24 protein-coding genes are annotated in these 24431 nt (G+C 70.9%); 10 read left to right on the forward strand and 14 right to left on the reverse strand.

Going from position 1 to position 24431, the window contains the following annotated elements:
• Nucleotides 1-4: 4 nt before the first annotated feature.
• The 4 genes from AC1DSA_RS15090 to AC1DSA_RS15105 all read right to left on the reverse strand — a co-directional run bounded on the left by AC1DSA_RS15090 (nt 5) and on the right by AC1DSA_RS15105 (nt 4083).
• Nucleotides 5-973 carry a zinc-binding dehydrogenase gene (locus AC1DSA_RS15090; RefSeq protein WP_477890550.1) on the reverse strand — a complete coding sequence of 323 codons (969 nt, stop codon included), beginning with the start codon at nt 971-973 and terminating at the stop codon, nt 5-7.
• A gap of 1 nt (nt 974) precedes the next feature.
• Nucleotides 975-1793, reverse strand: a complete 819-nt coding sequence (locus AC1DSA_RS15095) for an enoyl-CoA hydratase (protein WP_477890552.1) — start codon at nt 1791-1793, stop codon at nt 975-977.
• Between the two features lie 113 nt (nt 1794-1906).
• Entirely contained in the window at nt 1907-3334 is a 1428-nt protein-coding gene (locus tag AC1DSA_RS15100; RefSeq protein ID WP_477890554.1) for a serine/threonine protein kinase, read from the reverse strand.
• The gene (locus tag AC1DSA_RS15105) at nt 3331-4083 is read right to left on the reverse strand and encodes a metallophosphoesterase family protein (protein ID WP_477890556.1); all 753 of its coding nucleotides are present in this window, start codon (nt 4081-4083) and stop codon (nt 3331-3333) included. The genes AC1DSA_RS15100 and AC1DSA_RS15105 overlap by 4 nt, the downstream gene beginning before the upstream one ends.
• Nucleotides 4084-4289: 206 nt before the next feature.
• Here AC1DSA_RS15105 and AC1DSA_RS15110 point away from each other — a divergent pair, with 206 nt between their 5' ends.
• Complete coding sequence (locus AC1DSA_RS15110) at nt 4290-4853, forward strand: hemerythrin domain-containing protein (RefSeq protein ID WP_477890558.1); 564 nt, start codon at nt 4290-4292, stop codon at nt 4851-4853.
• 35 nt (nt 4854-4888) lie between these two features.
• Here the strand turns inward: AC1DSA_RS15110 and AC1DSA_RS15115 are convergent, their stop codons facing one another.
• Nucleotides 4889-5095 (reverse strand): hypothetical protein, encoded by a 207-nt coding sequence (locus AC1DSA_RS15115; protein WP_477890560.1) that lies wholly within the window; start codon nt 5093-5095, stop codon nt 4889-4891.
• Between the two features lie 392 nt (nt 5096-5487).
• On the opposite strand from AC1DSA_RS15115, the gene AC1DSA_RS15120 reads away from it, so the two are divergent.
• Entirely contained in the window at nt 5488-5988 is a 501-nt protein-coding gene (locus AC1DSA_RS15120) for a pyridoxamine 5'-phosphate oxidase family protein (RefSeq protein WP_477890562.1), read from the forward strand.
• Nucleotides 5989-6110: 122 nt separating this feature from the next.
• Nucleotides 6111-6434: a hypothetical protein gene (locus AC1DSA_RS15125; protein WP_477890564.1), complete on the forward strand. Its 324-nt coding sequence runs from the start codon at nt 6111-6113 to the stop codon at nt 6432-6434.
• On the opposite strand, the gene AC1DSA_RS15130 is transcribed toward AC1DSA_RS15125, so the two are convergent.
• The 7 genes from AC1DSA_RS15130 to AC1DSA_RS15160 all read right to left on the reverse strand — a co-directional run bounded on the left by AC1DSA_RS15130 (nt 6415) and on the right by AC1DSA_RS15160 (nt 13624).
• Complete coding sequence (locus AC1DSA_RS15130) at nt 6415-6825, reverse strand: c-type cytochrome (protein ID WP_477890566.1); 411 nt, start codon at nt 6823-6825, stop codon at nt 6415-6417. The genes AC1DSA_RS15125 and AC1DSA_RS15130 overlap by 20 nt on opposite strands.
• Complete coding sequence (locus AC1DSA_RS15135; protein WP_477890568.1) at nt 6822-7142, reverse strand: plastocyanin/azurin family copper-binding protein; 321 nt, start codon at nt 7140-7142, stop codon at nt 6822-6824. Before AC1DSA_RS15135 ends, AC1DSA_RS15130 begins: the two co-directional genes overlap by 4 nt.
• 29 nt (nt 7143-7171) lie before the next feature.
• The gene (locus tag AC1DSA_RS15140) at nt 7172-8743 is read right to left on the reverse strand and encodes a methyl-accepting chemotaxis protein (protein WP_477890570.1); all 1572 of its coding nucleotides are present in this window, start codon (nt 8741-8743) and stop codon (nt 7172-7174) included.
• Nucleotides 8744-8778: 35 nt separating this feature from the next.
• A complete protein-coding gene (locus tag AC1DSA_RS15145; RefSeq protein ID WP_477890572.1) occupies nt 8779-9813 on the reverse strand; it encodes a cytochrome-c peroxidase in 1035 nt (344 codons plus the stop codon).
• A 197-nt stretch (nt 9814-10010) separates the two neighbouring features.
• On the reverse strand, nt 10011-10514 hold the full coding sequence (locus tag AC1DSA_RS15150; protein ID WP_477890574.1) for a D-Ala-D-Ala carboxypeptidase family metallohydrolase: 504 nt from the start codon (nt 10512-10514) through the stop codon (nt 10011-10013).
• Between the two features lie 282 nt (nt 10515-10796).
• The gene (locus AC1DSA_RS15155; RefSeq protein ID WP_477890576.1) at nt 10797-12914 is read right to left on the reverse strand and encodes a sensor histidine kinase; all 2118 of its coding nucleotides are present in this window, start codon (nt 12912-12914) and stop codon (nt 10797-10799) included.
• On the reverse strand, nt 12911-13624 hold the full coding sequence (locus AC1DSA_RS15160; protein WP_477890578.1) for a response regulator transcription factor: 714 nt from the start codon (nt 13622-13624) through the stop codon (nt 12911-12913). Before AC1DSA_RS15160 ends, AC1DSA_RS15155 begins: the two co-directional genes overlap by 4 nt.
• Before the next feature lie 141 nt (nt 13625-13765).
• On the opposite strand from AC1DSA_RS15160, the gene AC1DSA_RS15165 reads away from it, so the two are divergent.
• From AC1DSA_RS15165 to AC1DSA_RS15175, 3 genes are read left to right on the forward strand one after another with little or no spacing between them, the layout of a single operon-like run.
• Nucleotides 13766-14404, forward strand: a complete 639-nt coding sequence (locus AC1DSA_RS15165; protein ID WP_477890580.1) for a hypothetical protein — start codon at nt 13766-13768, stop codon at nt 14402-14404.
• Nucleotides 14405-14428: 24 nt separating this feature from the next.
• On the forward strand, nt 14429-15703 hold the full coding sequence (locus tag AC1DSA_RS15170; RefSeq protein ID WP_477890582.1) for a prohibitin family protein: 1275 nt from the start codon (nt 14429-14431) through the stop codon (nt 15701-15703).
• Between the two features lie 4 nt (nt 15704-15707).
• Nucleotides 15708-17165: a hypothetical protein gene (locus AC1DSA_RS15175; RefSeq protein ID WP_477890584.1), complete on the forward strand. Its 1458-nt coding sequence runs from the start codon at nt 15708-15710 to the stop codon at nt 17163-17165.
• Here AC1DSA_RS15175 and AC1DSA_RS15180 read toward each other — a convergent pair.
• Nucleotides 17152-18870: a RecQ family ATP-dependent DNA helicase gene (locus AC1DSA_RS15180; protein ID WP_477890791.1), complete on the reverse strand. Its 1719-nt coding sequence runs from the start codon at nt 18868-18870 to the stop codon at nt 17152-17154. The genes AC1DSA_RS15175 and AC1DSA_RS15180 overlap by 14 nt on opposite strands.
• A 35-nt stretch (nt 18871-18905) precedes the next feature.
• Nucleotides 18906-19253, reverse strand: a complete 348-nt coding sequence (locus AC1DSA_RS15185) for a hypothetical protein (RefSeq protein WP_477890586.1) — start codon at nt 19251-19253, stop codon at nt 18906-18908.
• Between the two features lie 171 nt (nt 19254-19424).
• On the opposite strand from AC1DSA_RS15185, the gene AC1DSA_RS15190 reads away from it, so the two are divergent.
• The 4 genes from AC1DSA_RS15190 (at nt 19425) to AC1DSA_RS15205 (ending at nt 24363) form a co-directional block, all read left to right on the forward strand.
• On the forward strand, nt 19425-20945 hold the full coding sequence (locus AC1DSA_RS15190) for a class I adenylate-forming enzyme family protein (RefSeq protein WP_477890588.1): 1521 nt from the start codon (nt 19425-19427) through the stop codon (nt 20943-20945).
• A gap of 72 nt (nt 20946-21017) precedes the next feature.
• Nucleotides 21018-21515 carry a MarR family winged helix-turn-helix transcriptional regulator gene (locus AC1DSA_RS15195; protein WP_477890590.1) on the forward strand — a complete coding sequence of 166 codons (498 nt, stop codon included), beginning with the start codon at nt 21018-21020 and terminating at the stop codon, nt 21513-21515.
• A 37-nt stretch (nt 21516-21552) separates the two neighbouring features.
• Nucleotides 21553-22800, forward strand: coding sequence for an EmrA/EmrK family multidrug efflux transporter periplasmic adaptor subunit (locus AC1DSA_RS15200; protein WP_477890592.1), 1248 nt, complete (start codon nt 21553-21555; stop codon nt 22798-22800).
• 9 nt (nt 22801-22809) lie between these two features.
• Nucleotides 22810-24363 (forward strand): DHA2 family efflux MFS transporter permease subunit, encoded by a 1554-nt coding sequence (locus tag AC1DSA_RS15205; RefSeq protein WP_477890594.1) that lies wholly within the window; start codon nt 22810-22812, stop codon nt 24361-24363.
• Nucleotides 24364-24431: the final 68 nt, after the last annotated feature.

The raw sequence follows: 24431 nt of genomic DNA on the forward strand, positions 1-24431 counted from the left end.
GCGGTCAGGCCGCGATGACGATCTTGCCGACGTGCGCGTTGGCTTCCATGCGGGCGCGGGCGGCGGCCACCTCGGCAAAGGGAAACACGTGGTCGATCAGCGGCCGTAACTGGCCCGCGGCCACCAGCGGCAGGACCTGCGCTGCAAAGAGCCGCGTGCCTTCGGCCTTCTGCGCCGGGCTGGTCATCTTCTGCGACACGCCGAACAGCACCAGGCGCTTCGCATGCAGCGCCTGCAGGTCGATCTCGGCCTTCAGCACCTGGTCGACGTAGCCGACCGTGGCCAGCCGCCCTTCGAACGCCAGGCAGCGAACGCACTCCGCGAACACGGTGCCGCCCACGTTGTTGACCACCAGGTTGACGCCGGCGCCGCCGGTGGCGTCCATCACCCGCGCATGGAAGTCCGCAGCGCGGCTGCAGATCGCGACGTCCAGGCCCAGCGGCACGAGCTTGTCCAGCTTCGCCTGCGAGCCCGAGGTGCCGATCACCTTCGCGCCCAGGGCCTTGGCGATCTGCAGCGACGCGACGCCCACGCCGGAGGTGACGCCGGTGACCAGCAGCCAGCCGCCGGCCTGCAGGCCGCCCTGCAGCACGAGCATGTCGTGCGCCACCATGAAGGTGGTGGGCAGCGCGCCCGCTTCTTCCCACGAAAGGGGTTCCGGGACGGCCATGGCCTGCGCCTCCTCGGCCAGCACGTACTCCGCCATCGCGCCGGGGAAGCGGCCCATCACGCGGGCGCCGGGCGCGAACCGCGTCACCTGCGCGCCCACCTTCACCACCTCGCCCGCACCCTCGATGCCCAGGGCCTTGGCGCTGCCGGCCTTGGTGAGCCCGCCGATGATGAACTCGCCGCGGTTCAGGCCCGCGGCGCGCACCCGCACCAGCATCTGCGTGGGGCCGGGCTCGGGCACGGCGGTTTCCCGCGGTTCGATGCGGGCCTCGGTTTCGCTCGCGACCAGCCAGTACGAGCGCATCTCACCGGCCCCGGAACACGGGCTTGCGCTTTTCCATGAAGGCGCGCCGGCCTTCGGCGTAGTCCTCGCTCTCGAAACAGTCGAGGATCAGGCGCTTGCACAGGTCCCGGTCCAGGTCGGCGTCGTCCTTGAGCATTTCCTCGATGATCTTCTTGCCGGCCAGGAGGGTCAGCGGCGCGTTGGCCCCCATGGCGGAGGTGTACTCGGCGAGCAGCTCGGGCAAACGGTCCCCGGTTGCCACCCGGGTGATCAATCCGACGGTCTTCGCTTCGGCGGCTTCGATGCGGCGCGCGGTGAAGAACAGGTCCTTGGCCACGCCGACGCCGACCAGGTTCACCAGGTTCTTCAGCGCCGAGAGACGGTAGCCCAGCCCCAGGCGCGCGGCGGGAATGGCGAACACCGCGTCGTCGCTGGCGATGCGGAAATCGCAGCTGATGGCGACGTTGACGCCGCCGCCGATGCAGAAGCCGCGGATGCACGCGAGGGTCGGCTTGGCGCAGCGGTAGATGCTCATCAGCGCCTCTTCCGCCATCGCCTCGTACACCTTCACGGCCTCGCGCGCGGCGCGCATGTCCTCGAACTGCGAGATGTCGGCGCCGGACACGAAAGCCTTCTCGCCGGCGCCGGAGAACACGACGAGCCGGATGGCATCGTCCCGTTCCCCCTGCGCCAGCAGCGGCGGCACCGCCTGCCACATGTCGACGGACAGCGCGTTGTGCTTGGCGGGATTGTTGAACCGGATGTGCAGCGTGGACCCTTCGGTCCAGGCCTGCACGCGTTCGGTGGGGGACGTGTACGTCCCGGCGGTGGCCTCGTTCATGCGAGGCAGTATGTCGGCGCCGGAGAGCTCGCCGGGTACGGGGTTTCCCGCTTCCGCCCGCGTGTCCGCGCCGCAGCGGCAATCGAAAGTGCCAAGGAGGCCGGTCGATTCGCTCAGGCCGCCTGGCTGAGCAGCGCGAAGGGCGGCGCGTCCTTGACCAGCAGGACGCTGCACGGCGCTTCCGCCGCCACGCGCGCCGGCACCGTCGGGATCCAGCGCTTCAGGGCCAGGCCATGCGTGGCCGCGCCCATCACGATCAGGCTGACATGGTTGGATTGCGCATAGGCCAGCAGGGCGCCGGCCACGTCGTCCGCCTGCAGCACGTGGAAGGACAGCTGGCGGTCGGTGACGTCCAGGCCGCGGGACCACAGCCGCAGCTGCTCGGCGTGGTACCGGTGCCGGGCGGCCTCGTCGTCCTGGGCGGCGCCGCTGCCGACGACGGTGACGCAGGCCAGGCGCGCGCCGGGCCGGATGCCCAGCGAGCGCTGGGTCGCCTGCCGCAGCGCATAGAGCGCGGCATCGGTGGTGTCGTGGTGCGGCACCGCCACCATCACGATCGGCACCTCGCCGACACGTTCGCTGGGCAGCGGGCTCGGCTCGTAGTGCATGCCGGCCGCCCGCAGCCAGCGGCGCAGTTGCTGCGACAGCGCCGTGCGCTCGGTGCGCTGTCCGCGCGGGCCGACCTGCACCTGGTCGGGATGCCCCAGGTCGAAGGCCAGGTGCGCCGCCGACGGCGGGCGCCGGGCGGCTTCCGGCTCCAGGCAATTGAGGATCACCTCCTGCAGCCAGGGTGGAAGCTCCGGCTGCAACGCGCGGGGCGGCGCCGGGTCCATCCAGAGGCGCTGGCGCAGGCCGCCGGTGGTGGCGGGCGCGCCGAAGGGAAGTTCGCCGGTGGCCAGTTCGTACAGCATCACGCCGATGGCGAACACGTCGCTGCGCGGATCGCCGCGCACGCCCACCACCTGCTCGGGCGCCATCCACGCCGGCGAGCCGATCGCGGGCCGCATCTCGGCGGCGAGCAGGTCGGGGTAGTGCGCGTGCCAGCTCAGGCCGAAGTCGATCAGCACGCAGCTTCCGTCGGGCTTGAGCAGCACGTTGGCGGGCTTCAGGTCCAGGTGCACCGCGTTCTGCTTGTGCAGGCTGTGCGCGGCCAGCGCGATGGCTCGGCCCCAGTGCGCGATGTCCTGCGGCGGCGGCCGCCGGCGCGCGGCCGTGGCCTCGTCCAGCACCTCCTGCAGCGTGCGCCCCTGCACGTACTCCATCACCAGGAACGGCAGCCGCCCCATGTCGCCGGCGGCGACGAAGCGCGGAACGTGCGGGCCGTGCAGCACCTGCAGCATCTGGTGCTCCACCTCGAAGCCGACCAGGTTCTCCGCGCCCTCGCCGCCGCCCATGCGCGGCACCTTCATCACCATGGGAAAGCCGGGGTCGGGCCGTTCGCCGTCGTAGCGGACGCGGTACAGCTCCGCCATCGCGCCCGCGTGCACGCGCGGGCCGATCACGAAGCCGTCGATCACCGATCCTTCCTGCAGCCGCGTCATCGTCCCCGCTCCAGTCGTTGTGCGAACCCTTCGGGCAAGCCGGCGGCGCGCACCGCGGCGGCGACGCCGACATGGTCGTAGGCTATGCGGTGGAAGCTCAGCCGCGCCTGCGCTGCGTCAAGCAGGGCATACATGGCGCGCGGGTCGCCGTCGCGCGGCTGGCCCACGGAACCGACCAGCGCCAGCCAACTGCGGTGCGCAGCCAGCGGCACCGGCACGCCGGGAACGGGGCTGAACGCCATCGGCTTGCCGTCCGCGCCCCGGTAATAGAGCAGCTGCTCGTGCACGTGGCCGCAAAACACGCGGTGCAGCCCCCACTGTTCCTCCGCCGCCTCCAGGCAGCGACGCGCCAGCGCCGGCCGGTCCACGTACTCCCAATGCTGGGGATCGTGCGCGCTGGCATGCACCAGCAGCGCATCGGCCGCGGTCGCCGTCAGCGGCAGCGAGGCCAGGAAGGCCAGGTGCGCGGGGCCCAGCTGCGCATGGGTCCAGGCGGACGAGACGGCTTCGGCGGTGTCGCGAGCGGCCGGCGGCTGCCGCGCCGCGTCGTCGTGGTTGCCGCGCAGCACGATGGCTCCGTCCTGCGCCAGCGCCATCACGCGTTCCAGCAGCTGCACCGGTTCCGGCCCATAGCCGACCAGGTCGCCCAGCAGCGCGAACCGGGTCGCCCCGGCGGCGCGGGCATGGGCCAGGCATGCGTCGAACGCGCGGAGGTTGGCATGCAGATCCGACAGCAGGGCCAGTTTCACCGCGCCATCATGGCGCAAAAGCGCGGGGTGGCCCAGCAGCGCGGCGACCCGCACGCCGCGTTCCCCCGCCCCTGCGTTGCAGCAACCAGAGTGCAAGGACCGGGCGGTGGGGGCGCGCGTCCCGGGGTGCCCTTGACGCACGTCAAGACGTCGCGGCGCCGCTGGCCGAGACTGCATCGACGGCTGGCAGCAGCAAAGGAGACACCATGGACAAGCAGCAAGCAGCGAACGAGGCATCGACCTCCGACCTGCACGCACCGATCCGCCAGTTCAGCGGATGCCACGACGGCATCCTGACCGGGCTGCGCGACCTCGCTGCATTGCCGGAGCTGGCGGCGGCGATGGAGCAGGCACGCACCAAGGCGACGGCGCTGCTCGACCTGTTCGACAGGGTGGTGCACGCGCACCACTTGGACGAGGAGCAGGAACTGTTCGTCTCGGTGCAGCGCAGTTGCAGCGACGCGCGCGAGGCCGCCCAGGTGCAGACGATGGTCGACCGGCTGAAGGCGGAACACCGCGCGATCGAAGGCTTGTGGAAACAGGTCCGGCCGGCGGTGGTGTTCGCGGCGGCGGGGAAGATCCATGGTCCCGCGTTCACCGGGGACGTGGACCGGCTGGTGCGCCTGTATGGGCAGCACGCCCACTTCGAGGAGGAAGTGTTCCTGCCCCTGGCCGACACCATCCTGTCGCGCAACGCCAACCACATGGCGGCGCTGGACATCTCGCTGCACCTGCGGCATGCGCCGCCGCCGCGCAGCTCCTACATCTAGGAGCCCGGCCGCCGCCCCGTTCGGGGCGGGCGGGGTCAATGGAAGATGGAGTTCTCGACCGCGGGCGCCGACAGTTCGCGGCCGACCATGGCGCGGGCGTAGAAGTAGTTGTTGCGGGCCCGCTCGCTCATGCGGTCCAGGTCCACCTGGCCCGCGGGGTCGCACGGGAACGCGTAGCCGCGTCCGCTGTGGAACAGGGAACGGAAGCACAGTTGGTAGGCATTGGTGCTGGACTCGTTCATGGCGGCTCTCCTGTCGGATGAAGGGCTTGGCCCTTTGTTGCATTCATGATCGGCGACCGCACGGGTTCCCGCGATCAGCGCAAGCTGAATCCCAGGCTCGGCGGGTTCCGATTCAGGGACGCGCCGCTGGCTGAGCCCGCATAGGACGAGTCCTATGCCGCGACAGCGCTTGGCGCATGCCCGACTTCCGGCTGGCTCACGCGTGCCGCCTCCTCATCCATGCGCGAGGCGCGCGGCGCGCGAAATGCCGCGTCCTCCCTCGGTGGGCTGCTGAGCCATGTTTGTCCTAGGACAAGCGCTGTCGGCCATGGCGCACAGGGGGACGCAGGTCCCCCCGACGGGCCCGCCGCGCCACGGGCCCGACCATGGGGGCCGTACGAACTGGAGCCCACATGAACGACACGAAACAGCACGAGGTCCTCTGGGACCTGATCAAGGCAACGCGCTTCTGCATGCTGTCGCACCGTCACGCCGACGGCACGCTGCACTCCCACCCGCTGACCACGCAGAACAAGGAACTGGCGGAGGACGGCTGCCTGTATTTCTTCGTCTCGCGCTCCTCCGAGGTGGGCCAGCGCCTGCAGGCCGACGGCAACGTGAACCTGGCCTACGCCAACCCGGGCAAGGACACGTGGGTTTCGGTCACGGGCACCGCTCGCGTGCTGGACGACCTGGCAAAGAAGCGCGAGCTGTTCAACCCGATCGCCAAGGCCTGGTTCCCGGGCGGGCCCGAGGATCCCTCCATGGAGCTGCTGGAGGTCCGCATCGAAGAGGCCGAGTACTGGAACGTCAAGGAAAATAAGCTGCTGCAGCTGCTCAAGATGGGCAAGGCGGCGGCCACCGGCACGCGCCCGGACAAGCTCGGTGAGCACGGCGAGGTGCAGTTCAACTGACGCCGGCCCCGCATCCGCGCCGGGTTGGGGGAAACCCGTGCTCTTGGCCGCACTTGAGATTTCTCAAGTGCGCAGTGCCCCGCGTGAACGATCGTTGCCGAACCGCACGCAGGGACCTGACCATGAACCTTCCCGTCGACCTCCGCTTCATCGGCATGCTCTCCTCGGAGAGCGCGGAAGCCGCCGCCCTGCACGGCATCAGCACGCTGGACGCCGTGCACGGCGAGGTGCGAGGCTGGAAGGTGAGCATGGAGCCGCCGCAGTTCACCGTCGGCTATCCGGCCTACGCGGTGCAGGTGCAGGCGGAACTGCAGGAGGGCGCCTTGGTGGCCACGCGCGCGCACGGCGTCGACCTGGTGGCGGCGGTGCGCGATGCGTTCGAAGGGATGGAGCAGCTGCTGGTGCGCCGCAGCGCACCGGCGGCCTTCACCGCTTACGGGCGTTGATGGACTGCAGGTAGCTGACCACGTCGCCGATCTGTTCCTCGGTCAGTTCCTCGCCCCAGGGCGGCATGAACTCCGAGCGGGCCAGGGCCTTGCCGCCCTTCGCCACGATCAACCGCATGTACGCGTCGTTCTTGTCGCTCTCGCGCAGGTTGGCCGGACGCGGGTCGTACAGCTTGGCGGCGCGTCCGTTGCCGTCGGCGTTGGGGCCGTGGCAGGTCACGCAGTAATTGAAGAACACCAGGCTGCCCCGGAAGTGGGAGGCGTCGGGACCGTCGCGCGCCAGCAGCGGCTTCGCGGTGCTGACCAGCACCGGCGCGACCGCCGGGGCGATCTGCGCAGGGGCCTGCCAGGCCAGCACCATGCCCATGGCCGCGAGGGCCAGCCGTCTCATTTTTTCACCTCGATCACCAGCTTCATGTCGGGGTGCACGGCGCACTCGACTTCGACCGTGCCCGGTTTGTCCATCAGCACCGACTTGAACAGGCCCTGGCCGTAGGAGCCCAGGTCGAAGCTCTTCACGTCGGACAGCGAGAACACGTTGTGGGCGAACGGGTCATCGTTGACGAACTTGACGCTGTCGCCCTGCTGCACGGCCAGCCGCTTGATCGAAAAATTCTTGGCCTTCTGGCTGACGACGTGTTCGGCCGCCTGGGCGGGCAGCGCGAGGGCGAGCGCGAGCAGGGCCGCGGTGGAAAGGATCGTGCGCATGGTGCGGTGGGCTCCCAAGAGTGGTCAGGTCAGGCCTGGAGGTTGGTCAATCGTTGCGTCAGCGCGCTGGAGGTGTGCGCCAGCGAGGCGGAAGTTTCGTCCAGCAGGCGCGCCTGCCGGTCGCCATCGGCGAGCGCGGCGGCCAGTTCCTGCGATTCGCGGTCCATGAACTGCACGCGCTCCACCTGGCGCTGGAAGGAGCCGCGGAAGCCCTGCACTTCCCTGTGCATGCCGTCGACCAGTGCGCGGTTGGAGCGCGCCGAGCTGTCCAGGGCGGCGATGCGGCCGGCGCCCTGGTCCATCAGCACGCTGGTTTCTTCCAGCGCGGTGGTGGTGGCGCCGAGCTGGCGGGTGATGTCCTCGCTCGCGCGGCGGATCTGCATCGCGGCCTGCTGGGTGTCCTCGGACAGCTTGCGCACCGAATTCGCGATCACCGAGAAGCCGCGGCCGGCGGCGCCGGCGCGCGCCGCCTCGACGGCGGCGTTGAGCGACAGCAGCCGGGTGGTGGCGGAGATGCCCTCGATCTGGTCGGCGAACCGGGCGATCTCGCTGCGGCTGCGGCTCAGGGCCTGCGTGCCTTCCAGCAGCTTGTGCAGCCGCGCGGTCGTGGTCTGGATCTGCTCGGCCACCACGGCGGCCTCCTCGGCGTGCAGCCGCGACATCTCGGCGGAGGCATCGCAGGTCCCGCCCAGCTGGTCCACGTCCTTCAGGCAGCCCTGGGCTTCCTGCAGCATGGATTCCATGGCGCCCTGGCAGCGCTCCAGCAGCACCCGCAGCTGCTGGGTGCCCCGCTGCACGTCGCCGTTCACGTTGTCGAGCTGCTGGCCGCCCGCCTGGAGTTCGTGCGCGCTGTGCGCGACTTCCTCCAGCAGCTGCTCCACCGGCGCGAAGCGGCGCATCAGGCGCCGGTAGAACAGCACGCCGCCGAACGTGCCGACGCCGGCCGCCAGCAGCAGCGCGTACAGCATGCGTTCGAACAGTTGGGAGCGCTCGTCGCTGGCCTGCTGGCGGGTGGCCGCCTGGTTTTCCAGGATCGTCGTGGACAGCCGGTTGATCTGCTGCAGCGGCTCGACGATGGACTGGCGCGTGGCGGAAGCCTGCGCACGCTCGCCCTTGCGCGCCAGCGTGATCACCTGGATCCGCGGGGCCTTCACGCCGTCGACCAGGCGGCTCATCTCGGCGACGTCGGTGCTCTGGGGCAGGGCGACCAGCAGGGCCGTCACCGCGTCTTCCAGCCGGGAGGCCGCCGCGATCGAGGCGACGGCGGCGGTGCGCACCTTCGCGGGATCGTCTTCCGCCATGGTCTGCGACAGCAGCCGGTCCACTTCCAGCACCGCGAGGCGGGCATCGACGGCGGCGCGCGAGCGCGCCTCGTTCACGGCTTCGGCGCGGGCCACCTCGTTGATCACGTGCCACATCGCCAGCAGGGAGATGCCGGCCACCAGCACCACCAGGAGCGTGACGCCGCCGGCGAACCAGCGCAGCTCGCGTTTCCAGCGCGCGACCATGCTGCGCGAGCGCCGCGGCGCCGGGGGTGCGCCCGCCGACGCAGCCGCAATGCTGTCGTACGACATCAGGGACGATGGCAACGAGGTGTCCATGACTGCTGCAGCCCGGCTGGTGGAAAGGGCTGCCTTTACTGCGGCAGTTGCGGCGTGGTCACGGCCACGCGCTTGCCGGTCAGGGCGCGCAGGAAGGCAACCAGGTCGCTCTTGTCCTGCTCGCTCAGGTTCAACTGCTTCATGTCCGGCGACAGGTTGGAGCGGTCGTCGCCGCCGCGGGCGTAATGCTCCACCACGTCGCGCAGGGTGGCAGCGGATCCGTCCCGGAAATAGGGCGCGGTGAGCTCCACGTCGCGCAGCGTCGGCGTCTTGAAGGCACCCTTCATCGAAGCGACCTTGCGAATGGCGTAGCGGCCCGGGTCGGGATTGGCGCCCACGGTCTTGATGCCGATGTTGTGGAAGCCGTTGTCGGTGAAATTGGGGCCGCTGTGGCAGGCCGCGCAGTTGCCCTTGTCGGCGGCGCTGAACACCTTGTAGCCGCGGTACTGCTCGGGGGTCAGGGCACGCGTGTCGCCGTTGAGCCAGCGGTCGAAGGGCGCGTCCCGGGACACGATGCTGCGCTCGAAGGCGGCGAGCGCCCGGGCGATGGTCTCCTCGCCGATCGCCTCGCCGGGATAGGCCTTCTCGAACAGCGACTGGTACGCCGGCATGGCGCCCAGGCGGGCGATGACGGCCGGGAAGTCGGTGTTCATCTCGTCGGCGGCCTTCATCGGGCCGAGCGCCTGGTCTTCCAGGGACTTCTTGCGGCCGTCCCACATGAATTGCGTGTTGTAGGCCGTGTTGACGATCGTCGGAGTGGCGCGCCCCAGCACGACGCCGCCGAAGCCGACCGCCGTCTTCTGGCCATCCGACCAGCCCAGGGAGGGGTTGTGGCAGCTGGCGCAGGAGCTCGCCCCATTGCCGGACAGGCGCGGATCGAAGAACAAGGCCTTGCCCAGTTCCACACGCGCCGGCGTGCTGATGTTGTCCTTGGGCATGGGCACGGCAGGCAGGCGCCACGCGTGGTCGGCGGCCGTCGGCGGCGGGACCTTGTCGGCGGCGGCTACGGCAGCGGCCGCCGCGAGCAGTGCGACCGCGGAGCAGGACAGGATGCGGGCAATCGAAGACATGCGGATCTCCTGATGGAGTGGTCGCGGAGGGCGCGACGCGTGCTGTCACTGTAGGGGCGAGATGCTACAAATTGCAACCAAACTGTGCGGGTTTCACCTACCGCTGGGGCAGCGGACCCCTCCTTTTGTCTGAGGAAGCGGGAGATCGTTAGGTGTGACAACGTAAGCAACAGCCCTAAGAACGGGCCGCCCTGTCTTCAGCGAAGGCAGTAGCTGCTCTCCCGGCGGTGGCTGGCACCCCACGTGCGATAGCCGTGGCGGTCGATGTGGATGCGTCCGGTCGGATAACGGCTGACGCCCATCTGCCAGCCCTGTCCGCGCTCCCGCCAGAACTGGCACAGGCGCGCGCCGACTTCCGGTTGCAGCGGCGCGATGTCGACCGCGAAGTGCACGTGGGCGCTGCCGGGCGCGCCGCCGGCGCAACGGTTCAGCCGGGGGTCGCGGTAGGCCGAGACCACCTCGAAGCCCGGCAGCACCTGGCGCTCGCGCAATTCGTGCAGCAGCACCAGCAGGTCGCGCACCTTGGGCCATTCCTGCTCCGGCGGCAGCTGGAACGGTTCGGCATGGCACTCCTTCCACATCGAAGCGCTGCGCAGCAGCTGGTAGGTGGGCACCACCTGCGCCACCTGTTCGTGGACGAGGAACTCCTCGAACGCCTCGACCTCGGCGGCATGCTTGTCTCGCCAGATCTTGAAGAGCACCGCGCTGCGCTCGGGATCGGCCGGTTCTTGTGCGGGCGGCGGGGTGGGGACGGGCGCAGGTTGCGTCTCCGGAGCCGCAGCCGGAGGCCTCGGGGGTGCTGCCGGGCTGGCCGGCGCCGGCAGCGCAGACGGACCCCGCGGCGAGGGAGGACGAGGAGGCTCCTGCCGCGGCGTGCAGGCGGCGATGGCAAGGGCGCAGGCGACGAGCAGGCAGCGCGGCGGACCGGGCATTCGCATGCTTCCAGCCTAGCGCAGCGCCAGCGCGCCGGGGTGTGGGACAGATCAGCGCTCGATCGGCAGGCCGAGCTCGAAGCGCACGCCTTGCTCGCAGTTGAGCGCGCGTACGCTGCCACCCATCTTGGCCAGGTAGGTGCGGGCCACGAACAGGCCCTGCCCGCGCCGGCCCGTGCGTTCATCGGCGTCGGCATCGCTCACGCCGTAATCGAAGATCCGCTCCAGCAGCGCATCGTCGATCGCCGGCCCCACGTTGTGGATGCCGATTCGCGCCTGGCCGTCGGCCTCGTGCAGCGACAGGGTGACCGGCGTGCCCGGGCTGCGATGCCGCTGCGCGTTGCGCAGGATGTGCGTGACCACGTCCTCCAGCGAGAACGGGTCGGCGCGCACGCGCACGGGATGGCCGGGCGACGCGTAGCGCACGTCCTCGATGCCGGCGAAGCCCGCATTGGCGGCCACCTGCTGCAGGAAGGCATCCAGGTCGAGCGGCGCCAGTTCCAGTTGCGCCGCGGCCAGCGCCTCGCTGGGCGAAGTCTGGCCGTACAGCACGCGCACGGCCTGCTGCATGCGCTGCACGTAGCGATGGTCGGGGTCGTCGGGATCGGGATGCAGCACCATCAGGGACTGCAGGGGCGACAGGATCTCGTGGCCGACCGCCTGCAGCATGTCCCGCTCGCGCTGGGCGCGCAGCTGCTCGCGCTGCACATCGCTCTTGACGCGCTCCAGCAGGTCCGCCAGGCCGCCGGCGAGGATGCCCAGTTCGTCCTTGCCGCGCAGGTCGGACACGTCGAGCTGGCCGATCCGCGCATCGCCCTGAGCATCACGCTGCACGTTGTGCGACACCGCGGCGGCGCGCCGCGTCAGCACCCCGATGCGGCGGATCAGGCCGACTTCGATCACCAGCCACGCGAGCACGATCGCACCCAACATGGCCGCGACGTACCAGGCCATGCGCGTGGCGATCACGCCCAGCCCCTGGTCGATGCCGCGGGCGTCGCCGCTCAGACGCACGTCGAAGCTGCCGGTCGGCGTGGCGATGGTCTCGCGCGCCTGCACCGGGCCGGGCCGCGTCGCCACGGGCAGGCGATCGATCAGCCGCAGGATCAGCGGCGAGCTGCGGCCCGCGCTGTCGTCGCGGCCTTCGATCACCAGCGGTGCGGCGCGCGGCGCGTCCTGCCGCTGGATCGCCAGTACTTCGCCGGGCTGAAGCACCTTGGCGATGGCGGCCAGCGAGGCGGGCGCCACGGCCCCGGGCGCCACGGCCCCGGGCGCATTGCTGTCGAACACCGGCGGCGCGTCCCCCGGCGCCAGCATCTGCACGTGGACGCGGATGCGGTCCAGGTCCGCGGGCGGCCATTCCGCGCGGGGACGCTCGAACGCGGCGGTCCGGAATGCTTCCACCGGCAGCCGGATCGCATAGACCACGCGCCTCGGGCAGTCGGGCAGCTCCCCGCCTTCGGCGCAGGTGGCGCTTTGCCACAACCAGCCGCGGAAGTCGCGCACCGGCCGCGCCTCGCCCGGCTGCGCGGGATCGGCGCCGAGCGCGAAGCCGGCGAGGCGTCCCCGCACCAAAGGCTCGCCGCGCAGTGACAGCCGCTCGAACGGCGCGATCCAGGCCTTCACCTCGCCGCGCATCTCCACCCGGATGCGCGCGCGGTGCACGGCGTCGATGTCGGGCATGTCGGGTTCGCGCGCGACCAGGTCCCCGGTGCGGAAGCTGCCCACCAGGTACAGGTAGCCGCCGGCGAACGCGTTGTGGCCGACCCCCACGCACAGGTCGCTGCCATCCGGGTAGCGCAGCGCGCAACCAGCCGCCTCGACCGCCTGCCGTGCCCGGTTCGGGTCGTCGATGTCCAAGGCGGGGTAGGGCAGCACCAGTGGCCGCAATGGCGTCGGCTCGCGCTGGTCGGCCTCCGGATTCATCAGGGCGAGCTGGCCCGCCGGATCGCGCAGGCGCGCCAGCAGTTCGGCCTGCGTGCGGCGAAAGGCCTGCTGGTAGTTCGCATAGCTGCGCTGCTTCTCGTCCTGCAGCAGCACGACGGCGAGCGCCAGGGTCGCGAGCGCGAGCAGCAGGAACACGGCGCGAAAGAGGATGCGCCGGCGGAAGGACGCGAGGCCCAGCCGCGGCGCTTCCAGGCCGGGCAGCCCGAGTTCGGGCAGCTTCATCCGCGCGCGGGCCTGGCGTCGGCCCAGCGGAAGCCGCGCATCGGCACGTTCTCGATGCCCTCGAAACCCGGGTCGACTTCGCGCAGGGCCTCGCGGATGGTGCCCACGTGCTTGCGCACGTTGTCGCGGTTGCGGCCGCTCTTGACCACGTCGAACAGGTCCTCGTAGGACACCACTTCGCCGCGCCGCTGGTACAGCGTGGCCAGGATGCGCTGCGCCGTCAGCGGCAGGTTGATGCGCTGGCCGCGCCAGGTCGGCGTGCGCTGCCACAGCGGATCCAGCGACAGCGCATCGGCCTCGGCCTTCGGGGCATCGTCGCTCGCGCGGCGCTCGCGAGCGACGCGCAGGATCTCCAGGAAGGTCTCGACGAAATCGGCCTCCTCGAAGGTCGTCTTCTGCAGGTAGTCCCAGGCGTCGAGCGCCTTCATGATGCTGCGGTAGATCGCCGCCGGCATGGCCGACACGACCAGCACCGGAACGCCGGAGCGGCGCTTGTTGATCGCGTTGATCAGCGCGACGCCGGCATGGCGTTCGCGGCCCAGCTCGATGTCCAGCAGCACCACGTCGTAGCTCTCGCGCGCGAGTGCCGCCTCGGCGCTGTCCCGGTCGAACCACTGGTCCACCTGCACCTGCGGCCGCGCGGCGCGGATCCAGCCGGCGAGCTGGTTGCTGGTTGGCAGGTCGTCCTCGATCACGGCGACGCGGGTCATGCGCCGGATTATGGAATGCGGCCCGCAAGCGAGCCCGGAAGGTTTCTTCCTGGGCGTGAACGAAGCCGCCCCGCCGCTGCGTTGTTCCTTCCCGGCCTGCTCCGAAGAATGGCCTGCATCGCCAACCCAAGGAGAAGCACGATGACCCGCCGCCCCACCCCCTTCCGCGCCCTGGCCCGCTTTGCGCTGGCCTCCGGCGCCTGTGCCGCCGCCGCCGCGCTGTGGGCGGGCAACCGCCCCGAACAGGGCCTGCTGCTGGACGCGCAGACCTGGCAGGACGAAGTGGTGACCGCCAGCACCGGCCCCTGGCCGGAGAACGGCTGGTACCGCCTGGTGGTGCAGGACCAGGGCGTGGACGTGCGCGCCGTGAAGCCCGGCGAGCGCGGCATGCAGCCCGCCGACGCCCTGTTCTTCCGGATGAAGGAGACCGAGCTGAAGACCGGCCTGCGCCCCAGCTACCGCCACCTGGAAGTGCTGGAGACGCCGCGCCTGGGCCGCCACCACGAACTGGCCATGGGCGGCATGCGCTTCAGCCTGCGGGTGGAGGAAGTGGCCGCCGGCGTGCAGTACGCCGTGGGCTACGAAGGACAGACCTACACCTACCTGCTGGGCCCGCAGGGCGCGCGCACCAGCGTGCGGGCGGTGGCCGACCTGGACGGTGACCGCCGACCGGATTTCCTGGTGGAGGTGGAAGAGCAGGCCACCTTCCTGCTGCTGTCCACCCGTGCCCAGCCCGGTCCCAACCTGCCCACCGCGGAACTGCCGGCGCACGGCTGCTGAAGTCCCGCCACCGAGGAGAACCCCATGCTCGCCCGCCTGAATTCCATCGTCCGCGCCATCCGCCTGGGCCTTGCCCGCAAGCTGCGGCGCCCCGCGCAGGGAGACCTGTTGTTCGCCGAAGGCGCGCTCGGCCGCGTGCTGCATGCACGGCGCGCGATCGGCATTGCCGCACTGGTCGGCGCCGCGGGCTGGGTGCTGCTGGCGCACCCGCCGCTGCAGTCGGCCGGCCCCGGCGAGCTGGGCGTGCGCACCAATCTGTTCACCGGCAGCGTGCTGACCTGGAAGGACGGCAGCGTGCTGGTGGTGCCGGGCGTGCACCGGGTGCACCTGGTGTCGGTGCGCGATCGCGTGTACCGGCCGGCGCAGATGGCGAACGCGGCCGGGGCGGCGCCGGTGCAGTCGGTCGAAGGACTCTCCGTCGGCATCGACCTCACCGTGCGCTATTCGCTCGATCCGGCGCGCATCGCCGCCACCGCGCGCACGCTGCCGGACAGCCTGGACGCGGAGATCGTGGAGCCGGCGGTGCAGAACGTGGTCTACAAGGTGTTCGCGCGCTACACGGTGCGCGAGATCTTCTCCACCAAGCGCGCGGAAATCCAGCAGGCGCTGGAGGCCGAGCTGCGCCCGCGCCTGGCCGCCGACGGCGTGCTGCTCAAGGGCGTGCTGGTCGGCAAGGTGGACCTGCCGGCCGACTACAAGCGCGGCATGGAAGGCTTGCTGGCCGAGGAGCTGGAGACCCAGAAGATGCGCTACACGCTGGAGCTGAAGGACAAGCGGGTGAAGGAGACCGAACTGGAAGCCAACGCGGAGAAGGTGCGGCGCGAGGTGCGGGCCGAAGCGGCGGCGCGCGAACAGGTGATCGCCGCGCGCGCGCAGGAAGAGGCGATGAAGCACGTGCTGCCCTTCAAGCAGCGCCAGATCGAACAGCGCCGGCTGGAGGCGGAAGCGGAAAAGGAATCGCGCATGAAGATCGCCGAAGGCAATGCGCAGGCCCGTCGCATCGAGGCCAGCGGCGAGGCCGATGCGCGCCGCAAGCTGGCGGAGGCCGAGGCCTTCCGCATGGAGAAGGTCGGCCAGGCGGGCGCGGAACAGATGGCGCGCGAAGGCACGCTGCTGTCGCGGCATCCGCTGCTGATCCAGAAGACCCTGGCCGACAAGCTGTCTGACAAGGTTCAGGTGATCATCGCGCCGCCGGGTTCCGGCGGCGGCTTCCTGGCGGCCAACCTGCTCGGCGGCGGCCAGGACGCGCGGCCGGCCGCGGCGCAGCAGGTGGTGGCGCGGCCCGGCGCGGAGGACTGACGCCATGCTGGCGAGTGCCCTCGTGACTGCCGCTGCCGCGGCGACCTTCGGCAGCGCGATCGTGGCCACCGACCAGGCGGTCCTGCGGGCGTCGCCGCGCGAGTCGGCGCCGGCGCAGGCGCAGCTGTGGCAGGGCGAACTGCTGGAGGTGCGCGGAGAGCGGCTGGATTACCTGCAGGTGTGGGATCCCGCGCGCGAGCGCGGCGGCTACGTGAAGGCGAACCAGGTGCGGCGCAGCATGCTCGCGCCGGCGGATGCGCCGGAGCTGCTGGCGGTGCTGCGATTCGTGCGCGAAGCGCCAGGCGCCGAGTCGCTGGGCATCGGGATCGCAGCGGCGTATCTGCTGGCCGCGCCGCCGGAAGCCCTGCGCGGCCCGGCCGGCGCCGATGCGCTGGACGCACTGGGCACCCTGGCCGAGCGGCTGGCGCAGCGCGCCTCCAGCGCGCCGCCTGCCGGCAAGGCGGGACAGGCCGCGCTGTCGGCCCACCTGGAGGTGGCGTCCCGCTACGGCGTGCGGTTCGCCAGCTACGAACGCGCGGGCCGCATGCGCATCTGCTACGACGGCGAAGCGTTCCGCCGCGTGCTGGGACTGCCGGCGCAGCCCGTGCAGCAGGCGCGCGCGGCGCTGGCCCTGACGCAACCGGAGTGCATCGACCCGGCCCTGCTGCCCTTGCAGCGGCACCAGCTGAACGTCTGGCGCGCCGGCGTGCTGGAGCGCGTGGACACGGCTGCCCTGCCGACGCACGTGCGCAACCGCGTCGCCCTGCGGCGCGCGGCCGTGTGGAGCACGCTGGCCTACGAGCGCACGCGCCTGGGCGAGCCGGCCCAGGCGGCGGCCGAGCGCGCGCTGGCGGAACTCGCATCGGTCGGCAAGGCCGAACTGTCGGAGGACGACCAGGCCGCGTACAACGATGCCGCCATGCGCGTCAACGCATCGCGCTGGGCCGCCGTGCCGCGCGCGGAAGCGGCGCCCGATCCGCGTCGTCCAGCCATCCTCGTCGAGCCGGGGCAGCCGGGTGAAACCTGCGTGCTGCTGGTGGACGCGAAACACGGCGCCAGCCAGCCGCTCGCGCGTCGCTGCACCTATGCCCTGGTCTGGCCGCAGTCGGCCAGCCTCAATCGCGAAGGCAATGCGCTGGCGCTTGCGGTGCAGCCGCTGGAGGCCTGGCGCGAACTGTGGCTGTTCCGGCTGCGCGGAAAGCAATGGACGATCGAGGTACTCCCGCCCGCGCCCCTGCAGCCGGAGCTGGGCTACGTGGAATTCGCCGGATGGGTGCCCGGTGGACAGCAGGTGCTGCTGGCGCGGGAAGCGCGCGGCGAGGGACGCTATCGGCGCAGCTACGACGTCGTGGGCCTGGACTCGCTGGCGACCCAGAGGCAGGCCGGCGACCCGTCGGCCCTGGGGCCGTTCCAGCGCTGGACCGACCCGGGGTGGAAGCGCCTGTCGGTCAGCCTGCGCTAGCGGCGCCGGCCTTGCCGGTTGCGCGCTGCGCCTTGGCCCGCCGCACGAACTCCGGCAGGAAGCTGCGCCGGCTGCGGTCGGCGAAGGCGACCGTCACCTGCGTGGCGCTGGCTTCCTCCACCACGCCGCGGCCGTAGCGCCGCACTTCCACCACGTCGCCGCGCGCGAACACCGGCGCGGCGGCATCCTCGTCCTGATCCTGCGTCTCCTGCGTCTCCTGCGTCGCGGTCTCGCGCTGCAGCAGGTCTTCCACCACGGCCTCGTGCGCGGCGATGCGGCGGCAGTTGTCGCAGTGTTCGCAGCGCTCGAACGGCGCGCCGCCTTCCAGGTGGTCCAGCAGAACGCGCCAGCGGCATTGCCCGGTCTGCGCGTAGAAGACCATGCGCTCCAGCGCCTCGCGATCGAGGTCCCGCTTGCGGCCGTAGCCTGCCGTCAGGGCGCGCAGGCGTTCGCCGGACGCCACGCGGGCCAGCAGCCGCAGCGTCCCGTCGCGCGCCATCGCCACGATCTTGTCCTTGCGCAGCAAGCCCAGCGCCACCTGCAGCTTGGTCTTGGGGCGGCTCACCTTCGCCTGCAGCAGCGGCAGCGTCCACGCTTCCCCTTCGACCGGACGGTCCTGCAGCGCCTGCACGATCGCGGCGGCGTCCTCCTCGCCGGGGTAGCGACCGGCCATGAAGAACTGCTGGATCGCCTTGTCGCCCCGCAGGAACAGCAGCGTGCAGCGCGCGGTGTCACCGTCCCGTCCGGCGCGACCTGCTTCCTGGTAATAGGACTCCAGCGTCGCGGGCAGCTGGTAGTGCAGCACGAAGCGGATGTCCGGCTTGTCGATGCCCAGCCCGAAGGCATTGGTGGCGACCATCACGCGGCAACTGCCGTCCATGAACGCGTCCTGCGCCCGCGCGCGCTCGGCCGCTCCCAGCTTGCCGTGGTACAGCCCGACGTTCTCGCCGGCATCCTGCAAGGCTTCGTGCACCGCATGGGCGGCCTTCACCGTCGCGGCATAGACGATGCCGCTGCCCTCGGTCGCGCGCACCAGCTTCAGCGCCTGCGCGAGCTTGTCGGCCTCGTCCGCCACCGCCACCACCCTGAGGTCGAGGTTGGATCGGTAGGCGCTGGTGTTGAGCACCCCCTCGTCCGGGATGCCGAGTTGCTTGCAGATGTCCTGCGCGATCTGGCCGGTGGCTGTCGCGGTGAGCGCCAGCACCACGGGCTTGCGGAGCCGCGGCAGCACGTGCGCGATCTCCAGGAAGGCGGGGCGGAAGTCGTGGCCCCACTGCGAGATGCAATGCGCCTCGTCGATCGCGAGCAGGCTGATCGGGTGCGCGAGCAGCATCTCCAGGAACGCGGGCTCGGCCAGCCGTTCCGGCGTGGTCATGACGATCTTCGCGCTGCCGTCGGCCACGGCCTGTTCCGCCGCGCCGGACTCTTCGCTGTCGGTGGCGCTGTTCACCTGCACGGCCGCGATGCCCAGTGCACGCAGCGACTCGCACTGGTCCTTCATCAGCGCGATCAGCGGCGAGACCACCACGGTGCGGCCTTCCAGCAGCAGGGCCGGGAGCTGGTAGCACAGGGACTTGCCGGCGCCGGTGGGCATCACGGCCAGGGTCGGCTCGCCGGCCAGCACGCGCTCGATCACGGCCGACTGTCCCGGCCGCAGCCGGGACAGCCCGAAGGTCTCCTTGAGAACGGTCCGCACGCGGCGCATCGCGGCGGCAGGCGTCGCGCTGCGGCCCATGCGGCTCAGCGGTCTTCGCCCGACCGGTCGCCGTCGGCCGAGGCCTGTGCGTCGTCGTCGACGTCCAGGTCGGTCAGGTCCATGCCGTGCGGGTCGGTTTCGGCCGATACCTCGCCGTCGGCCAGGTTCACCACGCGGTCCGGCAGGATGTCCGCGCCTTCGCGCGCATCGCGTCCGGCGACGACCCCGCGGTCCCCCGTGCCACCGGCGTCCGTCGTGTCCTGGTCGGCTTCCGTGGTGCCGATGGTGTCGCTGCCGCTGTCCGAGTTGTCGCTCGGGCCCAGCAGTTCGGCCTCGCGGCCGGCGGGGTTGGTCGGTGCGACGTCCGCACCCAGGATGCTGCTGTAGGCCATGGCGTTCTCCTTCCGGATGGTGTTGCCGCCAGTCTGGGGGCGCGGCCCGGGGCCTCGCGTCGGCACCGGCACCTGGGCACTGTCGGACACAACCGTCGCCGGTCGCGCTGTCCGGCGCGGCACAGGCGCCGGCGGGGGGCTGACGTAAAGTCGGTGCCCAAGGAGACCCGCTTGACCGCCGACCAGACGCCGCCGCCCGTGGGGCTGCCGCCCTTCCGCGCCATCCCCGACCTCATCCGCGAACACGCGCAAGCCCGTCCGGAGCACCTGGCTCTGCGGCAGGGCGCCGTGCGGCTGACCTGGCGCGAGCTGGACGCGCAGGTCGATCGCGTCGCCGCCCGCCTGCAGGCCGAGGGCTTGCAGCCGACGCAAAGCATCGCCATCAGCGGGGCGAATTCCATTGCCTACGTCGTGCTGTTCCTGGGCGGCCTGCGGGCCGGCCTTGCAATCGCGCCGCTGCCCACGGGCGCGACGACGGAGCAGCTCGCCGGCATGGTGCGCGACAGCGGCGCGCGCCTGTTCTTCACCGACGCCACCGTGCCCGCCTTCGCCAGCGACGCGCGCCGTGTCGCCATGGACGACCTCGCGTCCTGGCTCACGGTGGACACGCCGCCGCGGCCGGTGCGGATCGATCCCGCCTGGCCCTTCAACATCATCTATTCCTCGGGCACCACCGGCGCGCCCAAGGGCATCGTGCAGCCGCACGCGATGCGCTGGGCCCACGTCGCCCGCGGCGAGACCTACGGCTATGGCCCGGACGCGGTGACGATCGCCGCTACCTCGCTCTGTTCCAACACGACGCTGGTGTCGGTGTTTCCCTGCCTCGCCAAGGGCGGCACGGTGGTGCTGACGGAGGGCCGGTTCGATGCGCAGGCCTATGTCGCGCTGGCCGAGGACGCACGGGCGACGCACGCCATGCTGGTGCCGGTGCAATACCAGCGGCTGATGGCGCTGCCCGGCTTCGACCGGCACGACCTGTCGTCGTTCCGGATGAAGTTCTGCACCAGCGCGCCGTTCTCCGCGAAGCTGAAGGCCGACGTGCTGCGGCGCTGGCCCGGCGGCCTGGTCGAGTACTACGGCATGACCGAGGGCGGCGGCACCTGCATCCTGGAAGCGCACAACTTCCCGGACAAGCTGCACACCGTGGGCAAGCCCGCCGAGGGCCACGACATCCGGCTGATCGACGAAGCAGGGCACGAAGTGCCGCAGGGCGAGGTCGGCGAAGTGGTCGGGCGCTCCGCTTCCATGATGACGGGCTACCACCACCAGCCGGACAAGACGCGCGACGCCGAGTGGTACGACGCGCAGGGCAACCGCTTCATCCGCACGGGCGACGTCGGCCGGTTCGACGACGACGGCTTCCTCACCCTGCTGGACCGCCGCAAGGACATGGTCATCAGCGGCGGCTTCAACATCTATCCCAGCGACCTCGAATCGGTGTTGCGCCAGAACCCCGGCGTGCTGGAAGCCGCCGTCGTGGGCGTGCCCTCCGAGGAATGGGGCGAGACCCCGGTGGCCTTCGTGGTGCCGGCGCCGGGCGCCATGGACGCCGCCGCGCTGCGCGCCTGGGCGAACGAGCGGCTCGGCAAGACGCAACGCCTGTCCGCTGTCCGCTACCTGTCCGAGCTGCCGCGCAGCGACATCGGCAAGGTCCTCAAGCGCGAGCTGCGCGAGCGCTACACCGCCGGCTGATCGACGCGGCAAGCACCTGCCTCGACAATGTCAGCCTTGACAATGATTGCCTAGGCAAGTATAGTTGGGGGCATGACCCGTGGCGTCCATGCCCCCGCTTCCTTCTACCGTCCCGAGAACTACCAGCCGGACGAGAGCGCGGCCTACCTGATGCGGCGCATCCTGTCCTGCATGGCCGCCGAGGTCGACGAGGCGCTCGAGCCTCGCGGCCTGACCAACGCCCAGTGGGTGCCCCTGTTCAAGCTGCACCTGGGCGAAGCCTCCACCGTGGCCGAACTCGCGCGCCAATGCCAGCTCGACGTCGGCGCGATGACGCGCATGCTGGACCGCCTCGAAGCCAAGGGCCTGGTCACGCGCGTGCGCTCCTCGGAGGACCGCCGCGTGGTGAACCTGGAGCTCACGCGCGAAGGGCGGGAGTCGGCCAAGGAAATCCCGGCCGTGCTGTGCAAGGTGCAGAACGCCTTCCTGCAGGGCTTCACCCAGGACGAATTCCGCCAGCTGAAGGGCCTGCTGCGCCGCGTGCTCGACAACGGACGCGCCATGCAGGCGCAGGTCCAGGAACCCACCTGACGCCCGCCGTGCGCGGCGTCGCCTTTTCGAACTCCCCATGAGCGAACCCCAACAGGAAGCCCCGGCGTCCCCGCGCGCCCACCCCCGCCGCAAGAAGGCGCTGCTGACGCTCGCCGGCGTCGTCGCCGTGGTCGGCCTCATCTGGGGCGGCTACGAGTGGCTGGTTGCCAGCCACTACGAAGACACCGACAACGCCTATGTGCAGGGCAACGTCATCCAGATCACGCCCCAGGTCGGCGGCACCGTGATGTCGATCCACGCCGATGACACGGACTTCGTGCGCGCCGGCCAGCCGCTGGTGAAACTGGATCCGGCCGATGCCCGCGTCGCGCTGGACCAGGCGGAGGCGGCCCTCGGCCAGACCGTGCGGCAGGTGCGCACCGTGTACGCCAACAACGGGTCGCTGGCGGCCCAGGTGGCGCTGCGCGAGGCGGACGTGCAGAAGGCCATGGCCGCCCAGGCGCGCGCGCAGGACGACTACAAGCGCAGGGCTTCGCTGATGGGCACCGGCGCCATTTCCGGCGAAGAACTGAACCACGCGGAGACGGAACTCAACGCCGCCCGCAGCGCAGTCACGGCGGCGCAGGCCGCCGTCGTGAGCGCGCGCGAGCAGCTTGCGAGCAACCAGGCGATGACCTCCGGGACCGACGTCGAACAGCATCCGCAGGTGCAGGCGGCCGCCGCCAAGGTGCGCGAGGCCTGGCTGGCGCAGCAACGCGCCGTGCTGGTGGCGCCGGTCGACGGCTACGTGGCCAAGCGCACCGTGCAGCTGGGGCAGCGGATCGCGGCGGGATCGCCGCTGATGTCCATCATCCCGCTCAACCAGGTGTGGGTGGAGGCGAACTTCAAGGAAGTGCAGCTGCGCAAGCTGCGCATCGGCCAGCCCGTGACGCTCACCGCGGACCTCTATGGCAAGAAGGTCGAGTACCAGGGCCGCGTGGCTGGTCTCGGCGTGGGAACGGGTGCGGCCTTCTCGCTGCTGCCGGCGCAGAACGCCACCGGCAACTGGATCAAGGTGGTGCAGCGCGTTCCCGTGCGCGTGGCGCTCGACCCCGCGCAGCTGAAGGAGCATCCCCTGCGCGTCGGCCTGTCGATGGAAGCGACGGTCGATGTCGGCCGGCAGGACGGCAAGGCGCTGGCGGATGCGCCCCGCGCCGCCGCCACCACGCAGACGCAGATGTTCGACACGCAGGACGACGGCGCCGAAGCCGAGGTGCGCCGCGTGATCGCGCAGAACAGCGCCCCCGGCCGCCTGGCGGTGCACGGCGGCCCGCCCGCGCGCTAGGGACCCTGCATGAGCGAGCAGCAGCTCCCGCCTCCGCCGCTGGAGGGTTCCGCGCGGCTGTGGGGCACGATCGCCCTGTCCACCGCCACGTTCATGAACGTGCTGGACACCTCCATCGCCAATGTGTCGCTGCCGGCGATCGCGGGCGACCTGGGCGTCAGTCCCAACCAGGGCACCTGGGTCATCACCAGCTTCGCGGTGGCCAACGCCATCGCCGTGCCGCTGACCGGATGGCTGTCCCTGCGGTTGGGCCAGGTGCGACTGTTCGTCGCCAGCGTGCTGCTGTTCGTGGCGGCGTCCTGGCTGTGCGGGCTGGCCCCCAACATGACGACGCTGATCGCTTTCCGCGCGCTGCAGGGCTTCGTGGCCGGGCCGATGATCCCGCTGTCGCAGGCGCTGCTGCTCGCCAGTTACCCACGGGCGCTGGCGGGCCTGGCGATGGCGATGTGGGCCATGACCACTCTGGTCGCGCCGGTGCTCGGGCCGCTGCTGGGCGGCTGGATCACCGACAACATCTCCTGGTCGTGGATCTTCTACATCAACATCCCGGTGGGCCTGGTCGCGGCGTTTTCCTCTTGGGCGATCTACAGGCACCGCGACAGCGTGCGGCGGGTGCTGCCGATCGACAAGGTGGGCCTCGCGCTGCTGGTGCTGTGGATCGGCTGCCTGCAGGTGATGCTGGACCTCGGCAAGGAGTACGACTGGTTCCGCTCGTCCACCATCGTCGCGCTCGCGGTGATCGCGGCCGTCGGCTTCGCCTTCTTCCTGATCTGGGAGCTGACCGACGCCCACCCGGTGGTCGAACTGCGCCTGTTCGCGCGCCGGAATTTCTGGGCCGGCACCCTGACCACCTCGGTCGCCTATGGCCTGTTTTTCGGCAACGTGGTGCTGCTACCGCTGTGGCTGCAGCAGTTCATGGGCTACACCGCCACTGAAGCCGGCATGGTGCTGGCGCCGGTGGGCCTGATGGCGATGGTGCTGTCGCCCTTCGTGGGCAAGACGGTCGGCCGCGTGGACCCGCGCCGGTACGCGACCTTTGCCTTCCTGGTGTTCGGGCTGGTGCTGTGGATGCGGTCCAACTTCAACACGCAGGCCGACTTCCGCACCATCCTGGTCCCCACGGTCATCCAGGGCGTGGCGATGGCGTTCTTCTTCATCCCGCTGATGACGATCACGCTGTCGGGACTCACGCCGGACCGCATCCCGGCCGCGTCGGGCCTGACGAATTTCGTCCGCATCACCGCGGGCGCCATGGGCACCTCGATCTCGACGACCTTGTGGGAGAGCCGGGCCGCGCTGCACCACGCGCAGCTGGCGGAATCGGTCTCGGTCGGCAACGCCGCGGTGCAGGCGACGCTGTCGGGGCTGGCCGCCGCAGGCCTGACGCCGGAGCAGGCACTGGCGCAGATCAATCGGCTGGTGGACCAGCAGGCCTTCATGCTTGCGGCCAACGACATCTTCTTCGGGTCGGCGGTGCTGTTCCTGGCGCTGATTCCGCTGGTCTGGCTGACCCATCCGCAGCGCAGTGCAGGGGGCAGCGAAGCCGCCGCGGGCGCCCATTGATTCGGGGGGCCTCGGGCTCCTGTCCGACACGGCCCTTCCGCAACTGCGACGGCCACGGCCGTGCTGGC

Source organism: Ramlibacter sp. P4_H7 (assembly GCF_056400765.1).

What these genes read in the sequence shown, in the direction of transcription:
- AC1DSA_RS15095 (WP_477890552.1), bottom strand. Translation starts at nt 1,793, where the DNA reads ATGAACGAGGCCACCGCCGGGACGTACACGTCCCCCACCGAACGCGTG.
- AC1DSA_RS15125 (WP_477890564.1), top strand. Translation starts at nt 6,111, where the DNA reads ATGAACCTTCCCGTCGACCTCCGCTTCATCGGCATGCTCTCCTCGGAG.
- AC1DSA_RS15170 (WP_477890582.1), top strand. Translation starts at nt 14,429, where the DNA reads ATGCTCGCCCGCCTGAATTCCATCGTCCGCGCCATCCGCCTGGGCCTT.
- AC1DSA_RS15115 (WP_477890560.1), bottom strand. Translation starts at nt 5,095, where the DNA reads ATGAACGAGTCCAGCACCAATGCCTACCAACTGTGCTTCCGTTCCCTG.
- AC1DSA_RS15135 (WP_477890568.1), bottom strand. Translation starts at nt 7,142, where the DNA reads ATGCGCACGATCCTTTCCACCGCGGCCCTGCTCGCGCTCGCCCTCGCG.
- AC1DSA_RS15155 (WP_477890576.1), bottom strand. Translation starts at nt 12,914, where the DNA reads ATGAAGCTGCCCGAACTCGGGCTGCCCGGCCTGGAAGCGCCGCGGCTG.
- AC1DSA_RS15120 (WP_477890562.1), top strand. Translation starts at nt 5,488, where the DNA reads ATGAACGACACGAAACAGCACGAGGTCCTCTGGGACCTGATCAAGGCA.
- AC1DSA_RS15195 (WP_477890590.1), top strand. Translation starts at nt 21,018, where the DNA reads ATGACCCGTGGCGTCCATGCCCCCGCTTCCTTCTACCGTCCCGAGAAC.
- AC1DSA_RS15100 (WP_477890554.1), bottom strand. Translation starts at nt 3,334, where the DNA reads ATGACGCGGCTGCAGGAAGGATCGGTGATCGACGGCTTCGTGATCGGC.
- AC1DSA_RS15165 (WP_477890580.1), top strand. Translation starts at nt 13,766, where the DNA reads ATGACCCGCCGCCCCACCCCCTTCCGCGCCCTGGCCCGCTTTGCGCTG.
- AC1DSA_RS15200 (WP_477890592.1), top strand. Translation starts at nt 21,553, where the DNA reads ATGAGCGAACCCCAACAGGAAGCCCCGGCGTCCCCGCGCGCCCACCCC.
- AC1DSA_RS15110 (WP_477890558.1), top strand. Translation starts at nt 4,290, where the DNA reads ATGGACAAGCAGCAAGCAGCGAACGAGGCATCGACCTCCGACCTGCAC.
- AC1DSA_RS15140 (WP_477890570.1), bottom strand. Translation starts at nt 8,743, where the DNA reads ATGGACACCTCGTTGCCATCGTCCCTGATGTCGTACGACAGCATTGCG.
- AC1DSA_RS15090 (WP_477890550.1), bottom strand. Translation starts at nt 973, where the DNA reads ATGCGCTCGTACTGGCTGGTCGCGAGCGAAACCGAGGCCCGCATCGAA.
- AC1DSA_RS15130 (WP_477890566.1), bottom strand. Translation starts at nt 6,825, where the DNA reads ATGAGACGGCTGGCCCTCGCGGCCATGGGCATGGTGCTGGCCTGGCAG.
- AC1DSA_RS15180 (WP_477890791.1), bottom strand. Translation starts at nt 18,870, where the DNA reads ATGCGCCGCGTGCGGACCGTTCTCAAGGAGACCTTCGGGCTGTCCCGG.
- AC1DSA_RS15145 (WP_477890572.1), bottom strand. Translation starts at nt 9,813, where the DNA reads ATGTCTTCGATTGCCCGCATCCTGTCCTGCTCCGCGGTCGCACTGCTC.
- AC1DSA_RS15205 (WP_477890594.1), top strand. Translation starts at nt 22,810, where the DNA reads ATGAGCGAGCAGCAGCTCCCGCCTCCGCCGCTGGAGGGTTCCGCGCGG.
- AC1DSA_RS15185 (WP_477890586.1), bottom strand. Translation starts at nt 19,253, where the DNA reads ATGGCCTACAGCAGCATCCTGGGTGCGGACGTCGCACCGACCAACCCC.
- AC1DSA_RS15160 (WP_477890578.1), bottom strand. Translation starts at nt 13,624, where the DNA reads ATGACCCGCGTCGCCGTGATCGAGGACGACCTGCCAACCAGCAACCAG.
- AC1DSA_RS15175 (WP_477890584.1), top strand. Translation starts at nt 15,708, where the DNA reads ATGCTGGCGAGTGCCCTCGTGACTGCCGCTGCCGCGGCGACCTTCGGC.